Source organism: Streptomyces acidiscabies (assembly GCF_020010905.1).
GTDB classification, from domain to species: domain Bacteria; phylum Actinomycetota; class Actinomycetes; order Streptomycetales; family Streptomycetaceae; genus Streptomyces; species Streptomyces acidiscabies.
The window spans coordinates 506867-518939 of record NZ_JAGJBY010000001.1 but is presented as its reverse complement, the minus strand read 5'-3'; the positions used below and the strand labels follow the sequence as shown (position 1 = coordinate 518939).

Below are 12073 nucleotides of genomic sequence, written 5' to 3'. Positions count from 1 at the left end.
TTCCCCCGTGGTCGAGTCGAGTGGTGGTGCGGGTGGTTACAGCGGGCCGGTCACAGCGCGGACGAGGCGATGACCGCCGTGAGCGCGCCGATCGTGGTCCGGATCGACTCGCCCAGTTCGGCGGCCTGCGCCTGGCCCTCGGTGAGCGTGGTCAGCCGCTCGTCGAAGCCCTGCGGGAGGACGGCCGTGAGCCCCGAGTGGCGCAGGACGGCGAGCAGGACGGCCGTACGCTCGTCCGGCTCCTGCCCCTGCGCGAGGACGGCGGTCAACCGCCCGCGCAGCGCGACGAGTTCGGACGGGTCGGTGACCGGGTGCTTCACCGAGCCGAACGCGCCGAGGACGCGCCGCCCCTGCTCCTGCACGATCCCCTTCGCCAGCAGCCCCTGGTACGCGGCGTCGAGCGCGGGCTCGCGTACGGCCAGCAGCCATTCCCGGGGCGTCTCGTCGGGGTGGGTGCGCCGGTGCTCGTCCATGGCTGTGGCCGCCGCGCTCACCGGGGCGGGCCCGGTGGGCAGTTCCAGTTCCAGCAGGGCCGCGGCCGAGGCCGCGAGGGACACCCGGAGCGGGGCCTCGCGCAGTTCGCCGGTCTTCTCGTCGAGGGCGAGCAGCACGATCTGTTCGCCGATGGTCAGTTGAGTGGTCATTGAAGCCCCCGGTTTTTCACGTAGAGGTATACGAACGGAGTCAGGGGGGAGGTCCTGACGGCAGAGGGAAGCGGTCGACTTGCCCTCTGCGACGCCTCGCGTCCCGGTGGACGCGTAGGAGGAGGCGGGCCGAAGAAGCTCTCACGGACGAAGCCGTCGGGCGGCGTCCGGACGCTCACTGTGGTGTCGGCGACCGGTGCGGCGAGGCCTGCGGGGTCGCCAGGGCGAGTGGGACGGCGAGCAGCGCGCTCACCGCCGTTTTTCTTATTAGCCTGCACATTTCAATCCCCCTTGCTGGTGACGCCAAGGCAGGATCGCTGCGGCGCCGTCGAGCGGGGTCGGTCCTCCCCGGCGGCCGAGGCGTGACCTCGACCGGCCACCCCGACCGCCCATGTGTGGGGCGGCCCGCAGGTACGCGAAGGGGTGCTCTTGAGCCAGATTAGGCACGAAACTCAGCCACGATCAATGAAAAGCCAGGTGAGAACATCGTGAAGCGCCGCGTCACGCGGTACTGACATGACCGAAACGAACCCGGAAGAACGGACCCGAAGTTGGAAGCGTCGCCCGCGCAGGGAACCATGGTCGGCCTGTTCTGGATCGAGGAGCCCCGCGTCTGCCTGGGCGCACCTCCCGCCGAGGGAATCGCGGGGGTCTTCCTCTCCCCCACGGAACTCTCGATCACGGGCCCGGCCCTGCGCATCCTGCCCTGGGCGGACATCACGGACATCCAGGTCGAGCACATCCCCATACGCTCGGCCCCCGCCCGCTGGGCGATCCGAGCGGCGACGGTAGCGGCGGCGGCACTGGACGTCTGGTCACCGACGGACCCACCAGAACTGACGGTAGTGATCCACACAGGCGCCCAACGCACCGAAGCAACGGCCCCCTCGGCCGCAGCCACGGCGTACACCCAACGAGAGGTAGACCTCTCCCTAGCCCTGCTCTCCCACTTCGTACGAGGCACGGCTTCCCCCGCCACCCTGACCGACTGGTGGACGAGGACCCGCCCCACAGAAACCCTGCACTCCCGCGACCGCGAAACGATCCTGGAGGAGTGGCTGGGCCCGCTGCTGTGACGTACGTCAGGGCACGAGGCTCGTGAGGTCGAGGTCCAGGGGGAAGGGGGCGGCGGTCTTGAGACGGTCCCGGGCCGCCGACTCCTCGGACACGACCTCGACGACGAGGACGATGTCCTCGGGGGCGTACCAGGTGCGGTCGGGGTCATACGGCGGACTCCGACTGTTTGAGTAGATTCCCGGCCACCGTGTACGCGTGCCTGCGGTGCGAGTAGAGCAGCGAGCCTGCCGTGCAGGCCACTGCCAGCAGTGCGACGGCCTCTTGGGCCGTGTCCGCCCCGGGTGTCCGGAGCGCCCAGGCACCCGTCGCCAGGACGGCCGCCCCCATCAGCACATTGCTGACACCCAGCGGGCGGCTGCTGCCCGCACCGAAGCAGCCGCACGGCTCGGTGCTGCCCCGTACCAGCCCGAGGATTCTGGCACCCGCGAAGAGCGCCCCGAACACCACCAGCAGCACGTGCGCGACCCCGCGCAGAGGGGGACCGCCGTGGCCACGGCCACCGAGATCTCCCCGATCGCCACGGCACGGATGACGGTTTCGGGGATGGGGCGTCTGTCGGGCCGCAGTTCCCCCACGGCCGTGGCCGAGAGAGCCGGCGCGACGGTTTTGGCCGCGCCACTGCGTATCAATAGAATGCCGTACCTGATACGGCCCGCTCTCAGCCGGCCAGGTACTCGACGTCGAGACTGTCGGAATGTCCGGGCCAGGAGAGGGAGAATTTCCAGCATCCCGGCTTCGGCATGTCGACGAGAGAAGGACCGGGTCCTCCGGCGATCGAGCGCGTTACGACCTCGTTCGTGCCGGCGAGGCTGGCTTTGATGGTCAGCTTGTCATCGGGTCCCATATCGGCAGCGCCTTCGGAGTCTTTCGGAACCCAGAGAATCTTGTTCTCCCGCCCCTTGGCGGTCGGCGCATGATAGGGGAAGCCGAAAAGCACGGCGGCGATCTCGCCCTTTTCCCCGACCATGTGACGCTGGGCTCCGCCCTGCGGGAAGTCCTTGCGTGCCCATGAGGGGAGAGCGTCGTTCCGCACCACGGGCCGACAGCGGCCACCCGCCTCCGACTTCGCGGTGTTCGGGCTGTCCCCGGATCCGCTACAGCCTGTTGCCGCGAGCGTCACCGCGGCCACGAAAGTCAGCAACCGACTCAGGCGTACAGACATCCCGACTCCGATGCAGGGCGAGCCGCTCGCCGAGCGGACCTCAGCGAGTCGATTTGAACGGTGAATGAGAAGTCGTGACTCTTTCATGACTTCTGTAAGACAGGAACGCGCTAATCGGCCAGGCCGGCAGCTGCCCCACCTGCGGCGCGCCGGTCACCGACAGATTCCGGAAACATGGCTGCTTTACCGGGCCGGAGGCAAAATACCCCGTCTCCGCTTGTTGATGCCGCAACGGCCAGGGCGGTACGGGAGGCCCGGATCGTTCCCGCCCGAGCCGCTCCTGAACGACTGAAAACAGCTCTTCGAAAGGTAATGGTTTCCCCATGTCCTCCGATGTTCCAGCAGGCCGGCTGGAACCGAGGTCGGCTACCGGTTGGCCCACACGACATGCGACTCGGCGCGGAACGTGGATCTCTCATCGGCTCGGCGTGCCCCGTGCCCGGTCACCCTGTGCGGCGGGCCGCTACGCCGCTGTGGTGTGGCTGAAGCCGAGGGAGGCCAGCCCCTCGGCTCGGCACAGGCTGTCGGACGGGCCGCCGACTTCGGTCTGGAGGAGCTGGTAGGCGGCGCCCTGGGACTGGCCCCAGTGCATCGCGGCCCTCCACAGGGCGCGGCCCAGACCGCGTCCCCGCGCCTCGGGCAGGACGGTGAAGTACTGCGGCATGAGCTGGGGGCATCCGGTCGCGTCGGGGCGTACCTCCATGGGACCGATCGCCCCCACGATCCGGCCGTCGACGGCGGCGGCGAGGACCGGCCCGCACCGCCCGGCCCGCATCCGGCCGTGGAGGAAGGCCAGGCCGTCAGCGGCCATGGACTCGGCGAACGCCCCGAAGGTCTCCCGTACGGCGGCAGGCCAGTCGGTGACGGGACGGACCCGGCCGCCGGGAGCGGGGCACGGGCGGCCGGTGAAGTCCTTCAGCTGGATGCGCGTACCGCGCGGGAAGCCGGTCTCGGGGCCGAGCGGGCGCACCACCCGGGCCCTCGTCACGCCGTGCGCGGCGGCCTCGTCGACGACGTTGCAGTGATGCCCGTAGGCGAAGACCTTGACGGTGCCGCGCCCACGCCGGGCCAGCGTGGGAATGAGCGTGCGGTCGGGCCGGTGCACCACATCGCCGCGGAGCACGGTCTCGTCCTTCTCGCCGCCCCAGCGCCGGTCCTTGTCGTAGCAGGACTTGCGCGTCGTCGTCGACGAGTACGGCTCCGGCGGTGGCGTGCCCCCGGAACTCCTTGCGGCTGGTCAACTCGGCGTCGGTGCCGAGGAGTTCCAGGACCGGTGCGAGGAACTCCTTCTCGCCGGGCCGGGTGTCGACGTACGCCGTGAGGGTCTCGCGGATGTGGTCGCGGGCGATGGCCACGGGCTGCTCCTCGAAGGAGGGGGGCTTCATGCTTGCCGGGTTACGAGGGTGCTCCCTCGGCGCTCAGTAATACGCCCTGTTTATGCGGGGGCACGCATAGTAGCTTCCCGGTGTGGGCGGAGATTCCGTGTGGAGGGAGACATCTCGTGCTCTTGGATGGTGACGCGTGGAGCGACTGCTTCGACTCGATGCGGAGCGAGGCGTGGCGGCTGGAGACGCTGCCGGTCTACACGATGCCGCAGGAGGCGGAGAAGCCGGCGAGGTTCCTCGCGGGGGAGAAGTCGCCGGACGGCTACGCGTCGGCGTGGATGGATGAGGTCCGAGCATGGACCGCGGAGGGCAAGTACGTCGGCCGCGTCCACATCCTCACCCGCCCCCTCTCCGACTACCTCCGCTTCGAGTTCGAGTACTACTACCGCCACCACGTGACCGCCGGCGAGGACATCCGCATCCTCGACCTCACCGACCGCCCGAACCCCGGCCTCCCGGCCCAGGACTTCTGGATGTTCGACGAGTCCAAGGTCGTCCTCAAAGATCCCGCGTCAGCCCCAACCGCATGAGCGTCATCACCAAGGCCGTCCTCACCCTGGAGCGGCACTGCGCAGTCAGGTTGCCGAGCTCGCCGCACGCGGTGTGCCCAAGGGGGTGGAGCAGTACATCGCACAGACAGTTCTGGCGGAGGGCGTAGAAGCGCGGGCCGGACGTCAGTCGACCTTGACGAGGAATCCATCGTCCGGCCCGTCGATCAGCCCGTTCAGGTCGTAGAACTGGCTCAGAAGATTGCCGCCGACCCCATTACTCGTTTTGCGGATGGGCTGCATGCTGAAGTTTCTTGGGTCCTGGCGAAATTTATACTCTGAGCCTGGATTCACTAAATTCGAAGACCCTGTTTACCGTGTGTGAGCCGCATTGCCCGGCGGATGAGTTCCGCCGGGCAATGCGTTTACACGCGGGTTCGGGACCTAGTCTCCGACGAAGTACAGGTATCCCGATTTACGGATGGCCCGTCGAGCCCCGTCGAGGACCTGCTGGATTTTCGGCGTTACCTCGCTGGACGGGAGGGCTTCCAGTTCTTCTACGAATCTGTACAACTGATACGAGTTGAACATTGTATCCCCGTACTGCATTACGCCACGCCGCAGACTGGTCTCTGGAGCCTGCCGACACATGGCGCCGAATGAGTCTTCGGCGTCATCGCTGATGCACTCCAGCTCATCGCGTCTAACATCCTTGACATATATTCCGAGGCCCATTGCGCGATTCCTTCCCGGGCTAGGAGATGGGGAACATTGTGATTACATCGCCCCACTTGCTGCAGACCAGCATGATTCTACTGGTGGCCTGTGCGCCTTGGTCTGCCGAGGTGACCCCTACGTTGGGGATGCCACTGTCGAAGACGCGCTCGTAGTAGTTATCCGCGTTGGGGCCCGTCATTTGGGTCTCCAGGCCCTTCTGGAATATGTGTTCCAGTTGTTCGTCGGTCAGATCTGCCCGGAAAAGTCCCTTGCTGGGGTCCGTCAGGGATCCACCAGGGAAGTGATAGTCCCTGATGTCGTCGATGGCCCGCTCGTCAAGCTCGGGGAATTCGAAGCCGCATGGTACTGTAGCGGCCTCTAGCTCAGATGAGTAGAGCACCGGAGTGAAATCCCGGAGGTCACTGGTTCGAATCCAGTGGGGCCGACGAGGTGCCCGTGCCGCGTAACACGGGATAGCCCAGCAGGTGTATGCGATATCGGACCGCAGCCCGATCCCTGCTGGTTCTATGGCCCCTAGCTCAGTCTGGTAGAGCGCCGCCCTCATAAGGCGGAGGTCCCTGGTTCAAATCCGGGCGGGCCAACTGTGGGGTAGCTCCCCTGTCTCTGAAACTCCCCCTGATCAGGGGATGGAGGAGACGCGCGTTTCGTCTAGCGGTCAGGACTCCTCCCCTTCCGGGAGGCAACACGGGTTCGAATCCCGTAACGCGCCTACATTCCCTGTTGGTGTAATCGGCAGCACACCGGGTTCTGGCCCCGGCAATCAAGGTTCGAGTCCTTGACGGGGAGCTTTGGATCTGTAGCTCAGTTGGTAGAGCAGGGGACTCTTAATCCTCTAGCCGTAGGTTCGAGTCCTACCAGATCCACTAGGAGTGATTCACGGTTCTACTCCTATGTCTAAACTCTTCCCGTGCGTGTTTCCGGATCATGTAAATACCGGGCCCGCCCACTTAGGCAAAACGGCAAAGCCGTCTGGCTAAGGCCCAGATGCGTGGGGGTTCGAATCCCTCAGTGGGTACGGAGTGAGAGACGCAAGCGAGGCATGCACTCCTCGGCCGTCAGAGGGCGGCTCTCTCACAATGGGACGTAGCTCAACTGGGAGAGCACCGGTCTCCAAAACCGGAGGTTGTTGGTTCGAAGCCAACCGGCCCAGCATCGGTTGCCGTCTCCTCTGACCGACTGACCGACTCGCGGTCATGACGCGGCAACACCACCGTGGCACATACGAGGTGGCCCAGACATACAGCGCTGGGGGAATCGGTGCAGGCCCACTGACACCAGCTCGGTCCTGGTGGTGGGTCCCTCTGGTCGTAGCTCAGTAGGCAGAGCGCCGCATTTGGGATGCGGAGGCCGCAGGTTCGAGACCTGCCGACTAGACCATGCCAGGCCCCCGAGGAGGGGCCTTCTTTGTTGTTACCTCAAGGAAGTGGTGCACCAATGTTCGACGCCCAGGACGAGCCCGAGGGCCCCCGTCTGCGTGCTGCCGACCAGCCCAACCGGGCTCAGCGCAAGAACAGTTGGCGTCAGGACGCGATCTTCGAGCTAGAGGATCTGGCCGACCTGTACGGCGTGGACGTGTCGGGGGTGCAGCTCGGATGACCAGGGGTCCCGCGCCCAAGGACAACGCGCAGAGGCGCAACACCCACCAGCACGCACAGAAGTTGCCGGCGGAGCCCCAGCCCGGCCGTGAGCTGCCGAAGGGGCTCGGGATCACGACCCCCGGAGCCAAGCGGTTCTGGAAGACGTGGAGCACGGCGCCGCAGACGGCGGCTTGGGCTGAGACCGACTGGGCTGAGCTTGAGCTGACGGCAAAGCTCGTGGATGGCCTCTTCAAGGGCGATTTGAAACTAGCCGGGGAGATCCGGCAGCGGGTTGCCAAGTGGGGCGCGACGGTCGAGGACCGCGCCCGTCTCCGAATGACTTTCGACAAGCCCGATGAGAGCGAATCCTCAGCGTCTTCTGAGGCTCCTCCGGAAGTCGACATGGACGAGGAGCTTTACAAGCTGCTGAACGGCTCCTAGTTCTGCAATCCGATTGCATCACCTACCGCTGATGCAAATAGATTCCTCGCCAATTCCAGACGTTCACAAGCTGCACTCCATCTTTTACTGGGCTCCGAATCAGGGTCTTGAGCATAAGTGGGATTCGACCGCACGAAGTCCGCAGCCTTTATGAGGGCACGAACTTCAGAATCCACCAAGTTCGCAGCCTTCTTCAATTTCTCGTCCGCAACAGCGGGCGTGATCTCTGCACGGATAGCACCCCTCGCCATCGCCGCGGCGGCACGGTAATCGGTCTCAACTTGCGCAGTCCACTGACCTGCGCGGAGTGATTCAACAAGACTCGTCGCAGCTTGATCTAAAGCCGTGATCTTGACGTCGAACTTGTCAATACGCCCCTTTAGTTCGGTTCTGCCTTCTTTCTCCAGTTCTGCGGCACTCTGGTGCGCCGCCACTTTGAGGTTCCCTCGCCCCGACATACCAGCCCCGAGGACAGCCCCCGCCGCACTCGTGAAACCGGTGATGGCCGCCGTCCACATCGCCACTAGTCCCTGATCCACACACGGCATTTTTCCCCACCGCCCGGTGCTTCGCACCCCTACTCAGGTTGAACTCGTAGGTTCCGTCGGGTCGTGACGTTCCTTGATCCTCGCGGTACGACGGGATCATGAGGTACGGGCAGCGGGGCGGGTACACGCCCGCCGAGCAGGAGCGCAGGGAGCGGCTGCGTCTGGAGGCGGCCGAGTGGTTCGGGCGGGGCGAGTCGACTGCTGTGATCGCGGCGGAGTTCCGGGTCTCCGGGCGTGCGGTGCGCACGTGGCGCCGGGCCTGGAAGGCGGGCGGTGTCGAGGCGTTGCGGTCGAAGGGGCCGGTGTCGCGTGAGCGGCTGTCGGTGCGGCAGTGGCTGCGTCTGGAGGCGGCGCTGGAGCGGGGGCCGGCCGCATTCGGGTTCACCGACGACCAGCGGTGGACGCTGAAGCGGATCAAGACGGTGATCGGGCGGATGTTCCACGTCGGGTACACGGTCGAGGGCGTGTGGAAGCTGATGCGCCGGCACGGCTGGTCCAGCCAGGTCCCGGTGCGCCGGGCCGTGGAGCGCGACGAGGAGGCGATCGAGATGTGGAAGGAGCAGGTGTGGCCGCAGGTAAAACCACCGCGGAGCACCTGGGCGCCTACGTCTGCTTCGAGGACGAGGCCGGGCAGGGGCTGAGGCCGCCGAAGGGCCGGACCTGGGCGCGGGGCACGGCCGGTGGTGCGGGTGCGTGGCAGAGGCAGTGGGCGGGTCAACGTGGCAGGAGCGGTCTGCTTCCGCTCCGGCCACCGTGCTCACTTCTTCTACCGGCTGCACGTCTGCCGCGGGCGGCGCGGGGAGTCGAAGACGTTCGCCTGGAGCGACTACCGGGACCTGATCGAGGCGGTGCACCAGCAGCTGGACGCGCCGCTGGTGTGGTGCTGGGACAACCTCAACGTGCATCTCGACGCGCGGCTGACACGGTACGTCGAGGAGCACAGCGACTGGCTCACGGTGTTTCAGATGCCCGCGTACGCACCCGAGTTGAACCCTGCCGAGGGCGTGTGGTCCCTGCTCAAACGGAGCATCGCCAACTTCGTTGCCGCAGACCTCGACGGACTCGTCCGCATCGTGAAGCGCAGGCTGAAGAAGATCCAGTTCCGACCCCATCTCTTGATCGGCTGCCTGACAGCAACCGGGCTGACGATCGAAGGGCCGGAACCTACGAGTTCAACCTGAGTACTCGTTTTGCGGATGGGCTGCATGCTGAAGTTTCTGGGGTCCTGGCGAAATTTATACTCTGAGCCTGGATTCACTAAATTCGAAGACCCTGTTTACCGTGTGCGAGCCGCATTGCCCGGCGGATGAGTTCCGCCGGGCAATGCGTTTACACGCGGGTTCGGGACCTAAGGACTGTCCCGTAAATGATCTTCGAGCTGTCTCGGGCGTGGTTGGCCGTCGTGCGGGCCGCTCGTCTATCCGGCGAGGGCGAGGTTGTGTATCCGGGCGATGCCGAGCATGGCGTGGTGGACGCCATCGCCTTTGAGGCGGCAGTCGCGGAGGATCTTCCAGGTCTTCATGCGGGCGAAGACGTGCTCGACGCGGGCGCGGACCTGCTTGTGGGACTTGTTGTGTGCTTCCTTCCAGTCCGGAAGGTCTTCGCCCTTGCGCCGGCGGTGGGGCATGACGAGCCCGGTCCCGGGATAGCCGCCGTCGGCGATCGTCATGGTCTTGCCGACAGCGGCTTTGGCGCCGGATTCCTCCCACGCCTTGCAGTCGTTGCGGTTTCCGGCGAGAGGCCGGCCCACCACGACGACCAGGCGGGTGTCGGCGTCGATGACGACCTGATGGTTGGTCGAGTACCGGTAGTTCTTGGACTGCTCCGCGACCGTGTGGTCCCGGGTGGGGACCAGGGTGCCGTCCACGATGAGCACGGTGTCCTTGGCGAACCGCTTGCGGGGCTGGAGCGCGAGCATCGGCCCGAGGTGGTCGATGATGCGGTCGGCTGCCGACTTGGACACCCCGAAGAGCGGGGCGAGCTGGCGCATCGTCAAGTTCGTGCGCCAGTACGCCGCGACCAGCAGAGCCCGGTCCTCCAGCGGGAGGCTCCACGGCCGGCCCTTGCGGACCGCATCCGCACCTTCGCGCCGCAGTACGGTCACCAGCTTGCCGAACAGGCGGGGGCTCAGCCCGGTGAACGGGGCTATCCAGGACGGCTCCGACGCCGTGATCACACCAGACACATCAAGATCATCTCACCCGTGACCAGCAGTTACGGGACAGCCCTTAGTCTCCGACGAAGTACAGGTATCCCGATTTACGGATGGCCCGTCGAGCCCCGTCGAGGACCTGCTGGATTTTCGGCGTCACCTCGCTGGGCGGGAGAGCCTCCAGTTCTTCTACGAATCTGTACAACTGATACGAGTTGAACATTGTCTGCCCGTACTGCATTACGCCACGCCGCAGACTGGTCTCTGGAGCCCGTCGACACATGGCGCCGAATGAGTCTTCGGCGTCATCGCCGATGTACTCCAGCTCGTCGCGTCTAACATCCTTGACATATATTCCGAGGCCCATTGCGCGATTCCTTCCCGGGCTAGGGGATGGGGTACATCGTGATTACATCGCCCCACTTGCTGCAGACCAGCATGATTCTACTGGTGGCCTGTGCGCCTTGGGTTGCCGAGGTGACCCCTACGTTGGGGATACCACTGTCGAAGACGCGCTCGTAGTAGTTTTCCGCGTTGGGGCCCGTCATTTGGGTCTCCAGGCCCTTCTGGAATATGTGTTCCAGTTGTTCGTCGGTCAGATCTGCCCGGAAAAGTCCCTTGCTGGGGTCCGTCAGGGATCCACCAGGGAAGTGATAGTCCCTGATGTCGTCGATGGCCCGCTCGTCAAGCTCGGGGAATTCGAAGCCGCATGGTAGTGGCCACGGCACCCCACCACGCCGCACGTCTGGATCTTGCGACGGCTTGCCTGGCGAGCGGAGAGATCGAAGGAGCCGGCGCGAAGCTCTCGGAAGTGTTCGCTGCGGGGACTTACACGGCGAGCATCACCATCAGGCTCCGCGATCTGGCCGCACTCCTCGGCAGCGAGCCGTACCGTGGCGCGCGGTCGGCGGTCGATCTGCGCGCACATTTTCGAGGTGACCGGCCGTCCCGGCTTTCGCCGACAACCTACGGAGCCTTGATGACCACTCGGCCCACACCTGACCCTTCCGTCACCGACCGCGGCCTTCTCACCACCAAGGCGTACGGCACGGGTGAGCACCTTGCCGCCCGCCAGTCCCTGTACCGGTGGCAGACCCCGCGCCACGACCTCCCGGGCATCGTCGTGAACGAACTGGCCGACGTACGCGGCGCGGTCGCGGACGTCGGCTGCGGCAACGGGAAGTTCGTCACCCGGGTACGGGGGGAGCGTCCCGACTTGCGCGTGCTCCCCATGGACGTCTCCCCCGGAATCCTCGGCGCGGTCCCCGGGGCGGTCGTCGCGGATGTCCAGCAGCTTCCCGTCGCCGATGGAGTCCTCGGCGCGGTCCTGGCGCTGCACATGCTGTATCACGTGCAGGATCAGGCGCTGGCGGTGCGGGAGTTGGGCCGGGTCCTCGCGCCCGGCGGTATCGCGGTCGTCTCCACCAACAGCCGTACCGACAAGCGGGAACTGGAGCAGCTCTGGCGCCGGGCCGCAGGCGATGTGCTCGGCATCGAGAAGGGCCCGGCCCGAGTACAGCTCTCCGCCCGCTTCACTCTGGAAGACGCCCCGGCGATCCTCGGCCAGGTCTTCGGCGACCTTCGGACGATCCCTCTCCCCGGGGTGATCGAGGTGACCGAGGCCGAACCGGTCGTCGCGCACTTGGCCTCCTACGAAGCCTGGGCGGACAAGGAGGGCGTTCCGTTCCGGGAGACGATCGAGCGCGCGCGAGAACGGGTCGACGAGGTCATCGAGACGGAGGGCTCGTTCCGCATCACCTGCCTGGGAGGCATCCTCGTCTGCCGAGGGCCCAAGGGGGCGTCTTAGGCGGAGGTTCGCCAGGTCAGGGGCGTAGGGGTCTTCTTGGCGACCAGCGTCCTG

14 protein-coding genes, 8 tRNA genes and 3 pseudogenes are annotated in these 12073 nt (G+C 65.9%); 14 read left to right on the top strand and 11 right to left on the bottom strand.

Features of this window, described 5'->3' with window-relative positions; all coding sequences use genetic code 11:
• Window positions 1-50: 50 nt before the first annotated feature.
• Window positions 51-644 carry a GOLPH3/VPS74 family protein gene (locus J8M50_RS02445; RefSeq protein WP_010360175.1) on the bottom strand — a complete coding sequence of 198 codons (594 nt, stop codon included), beginning with the start codon at window positions 642-644 and terminating at the stop codon, window positions 51-53.
• A 551-nt stretch (window positions 645-1195) separates the two neighbouring features.
• Between J8M50_RS02445 and J8M50_RS02440 the strand changes: the two genes are divergently transcribed.
• On the top strand, window positions 1196-1720 hold the full coding sequence (locus tag J8M50_RS02440; protein WP_029184637.1) for a hypothetical protein: 525 nt from the start codon (window positions 1196-1198) through the stop codon (window positions 1718-1720).
• Window positions 1721-1726: 6 nt separating this feature from the next.
• Here J8M50_RS02440 and J8M50_RS02435 read toward each other — a convergent pair.
• The 4 genes and pseudogenes from J8M50_RS02435 to J8M50_RS02420 form a co-directional block, all read right to left on the bottom strand.
• Window positions 1727-1873 (bottom strand): annotated as a pseudogene (locus J8M50_RS02435) (Uma2 family endonuclease); the annotation flags it as partial.
• Complete coding sequence (locus tag J8M50_RS02430; RefSeq protein ID WP_010360177.1) at window positions 1866-2177, bottom strand: hypothetical protein; 312 nt, start codon at window positions 2175-2177, stop codon at window positions 1866-1868. The pseudogene J8M50_RS02435 and the gene J8M50_RS02430, both read right to left, overlap by 8 nt.
• A gap of 202 nt (window positions 2178-2379) precedes the next feature.
• Window positions 2380-2883 carry a hypothetical protein gene (locus J8M50_RS02425; protein WP_223786145.1) on the bottom strand — a complete coding sequence of 168 codons (504 nt, stop codon included), beginning with the start codon at window positions 2881-2883 and terminating at the stop codon, window positions 2380-2382.
• A gap of 463 nt (window positions 2884-3346) precedes the next feature.
• A pseudogene (locus J8M50_RS02420) lies at window positions 3347-4048 on the bottom strand (GNAT family N-acetyltransferase); the annotation flags it as partial.
• 336 nt (window positions 4049-4384) lie between these two features.
• Between J8M50_RS02420 and J8M50_RS02415 the strand changes: the two are divergent.
• Complete coding sequence (locus tag J8M50_RS02415; RefSeq protein ID WP_223786144.1) at window positions 4385-4798, top strand: DUF6879 family protein; 414 nt, start codon at window positions 4385-4387, stop codon at window positions 4796-4798.
• A gap of 402 nt (window positions 4799-5200) precedes the next feature.
• Here J8M50_RS02415 and J8M50_RS02410 read toward each other — a convergent pair whose 3' ends face one another.
• The gene (locus J8M50_RS02410; RefSeq protein ID WP_010360181.1) at window positions 5201-5491 is read right to left on the bottom strand and encodes a hypothetical protein; all 291 of its coding nucleotides are present in this window, start codon (window positions 5489-5491) and stop codon (window positions 5201-5203) included.
• A gap of 19 nt (window positions 5492-5510) precedes the next feature.
• Window positions 5511-5873: a hypothetical protein gene (locus tag J8M50_RS02405; protein ID WP_010360182.1), complete on the bottom strand. Its 363-nt coding sequence runs from the start codon at window positions 5871-5873 to the stop codon at window positions 5511-5513.
• Here J8M50_RS02405 and J8M50_RS02400 point away from each other — a divergent pair.
• The 10 genes from J8M50_RS02400 (at window position 5846) to J8M50_RS02355 (ending at window position 7512) form a co-directional block, all read left to right on the top strand.
• Window positions 5846-5919: transfer RNA gene (locus J8M50_RS02400), tRNA-Phe, on the top strand. The genes J8M50_RS02405 and J8M50_RS02400 overlap by 28 nt on opposite strands.
• A gap of 82 nt (window positions 5920-6001) precedes the next feature.
• Window positions 6002-6075: transfer RNA gene (locus tag J8M50_RS02395), tRNA-Met, on the top strand.
• A gap of 56 nt (window positions 6076-6131) precedes the next feature.
• Window positions 6132-6203 (top strand) — tRNA-Glu (locus J8M50_RS02390).
• Window positions 6204-6208: 5 nt separating this feature from the next.
• Window positions 6209-6280: transfer RNA gene (locus J8M50_RS02385), tRNA-Gln, on the top strand.
• 4 nt (window positions 6281-6284) lie between these two features.
• A tRNA-Lys gene (locus J8M50_RS02380) sits at window positions 6285-6357 on the top strand.
• 78 nt (window positions 6358-6435) lie between these two features.
• Window positions 6436-6509, top strand: a tRNA-Leu gene (locus J8M50_RS02375).
• Between the two features lie 62 nt (window positions 6510-6571).
• Window positions 6572-6644 (top strand) — tRNA-Trp (locus tag J8M50_RS02370).
• A gap of 151 nt (window positions 6645-6795) precedes the next feature.
• Window positions 6796-6871: transfer RNA gene (locus J8M50_RS02365), tRNA-Pro, on the top strand.
• 57 nt (window positions 6872-6928) lie between these two features.
• A complete protein-coding gene (locus J8M50_RS02360; protein WP_010360183.1) occupies window positions 6929-7090 on the top strand; it encodes a hypothetical protein in 162 nt (53 codons plus the stop codon).
• Entirely contained in the window at window positions 7087-7512 is a 426-nt protein-coding gene (locus J8M50_RS02355) for a phage terminase small subunit (protein WP_010360184.1), read from the top strand. The genes J8M50_RS02360 and J8M50_RS02355 overlap by 4 nt, the downstream gene beginning before the upstream one ends.
• Here the strand turns inward: J8M50_RS02355 and J8M50_RS02350 are convergent.
• Window positions 7509-8051, bottom strand: a complete 543-nt coding sequence (locus tag J8M50_RS02350; protein ID WP_141655665.1) for a hypothetical protein — start codon at window positions 8049-8051, stop codon at window positions 7509-7511. The genes J8M50_RS02355 and J8M50_RS02350 overlap by 4 nt on opposite strands.
• Window positions 8052-8158: 107 nt before the next feature.
• On the opposite strand from J8M50_RS02350, the pseudogene J8M50_RS50365 reads away from it, so the two are divergent.
• Window positions 8159-9241, top strand: a pseudogene (locus tag J8M50_RS50365) (IS630 family transposase).
• 236 nt (window positions 9242-9477) lie between these two features.
• Here the strand turns inward: J8M50_RS50365 and J8M50_RS02335 are convergent.
• Genes J8M50_RS02335 through J8M50_RS02325 form a run of 3 tightly spaced genes read right to left on the bottom strand, consistent with a single transcriptional unit; the run spans window position 9478 to window position 10955 of the window.
• Window positions 9478-10245 (bottom strand): IS5/IS1182 family transposase, encoded by a 768-nt coding sequence (locus tag J8M50_RS02335; protein ID WP_029183378.1) that lies wholly within the window; start codon window positions 10243-10245, stop codon window positions 9478-9480.
• A 43-nt stretch (window positions 10246-10288) separates the two neighbouring features.
• Window positions 10289-10579, bottom strand: coding sequence for a hypothetical protein (locus J8M50_RS02330; protein WP_010350743.1), 291 nt, complete (start codon window positions 10577-10579; stop codon window positions 10289-10291).
• Between the two features lie 19 nt (window positions 10580-10598).
• Window positions 10599-10955 (bottom strand): hypothetical protein, encoded by a 357-nt coding sequence (locus J8M50_RS02325; protein WP_100216652.1) that lies wholly within the window; start codon window positions 10953-10955, stop codon window positions 10599-10601.
• Between the two features lie 236 nt (window positions 10956-11191).
• Here J8M50_RS02325 and J8M50_RS02320 point away from each other — a divergent pair, with 236 nt between their 5' ends.
• Window positions 11192-12019, top strand: a complete 828-nt coding sequence (locus J8M50_RS02320) for a class I SAM-dependent methyltransferase (protein ID WP_010350741.1) — start codon at window positions 11192-11194, stop codon at window positions 12017-12019.
• The last annotated feature ends 54 nt before the right edge of the window (window positions 12020-12073 follow it).

Coding starts and splice junctions, on each gene's coding strand:
- J8M50_RS02330 (WP_010350743.1), bottom strand. CDS start 10,579: ATGGGCCTCGGAATATATGTCAAGGATGTTAGACGCGACGAGCTGGAG.
- J8M50_RS02360 (WP_010360183.1), top strand. CDS start 6,929: ATGTTCGACGCCCAGGACGAGCCCGAGGGCCCCCGTCTGCGTGCTGCC.
- J8M50_RS02320 (WP_010350741.1), top strand. CDS start 11,192: ATGACCACTCGGCCCACACCTGACCCTTCCGTCACCGACCGCGGCCTT.
- J8M50_RS02355 (WP_010360184.1), top strand. CDS start 7,087: ATGACCAGGGGTCCCGCGCCCAAGGACAACGCGCAGAGGCGCAACACC.
- J8M50_RS02445 (WP_010360175.1), bottom strand. CDS start 644: ATGACCACTCAACTGACCATCGGCGAACAGATCGTGCTGCTCGCCCTC.
- J8M50_RS02410 (WP_010360181.1), bottom strand. CDS start 5,491: ATGGGCCTCGGAATATATGTCAAGGATGTTAGACGCGATGAGCTGGAG.
- J8M50_RS02425 (WP_223786145.1), bottom strand. CDS start 2,883: ATGTCTGTACGCCTGAGTCGGTTGCTGACTTTCGTGGCCGCGGTGACG.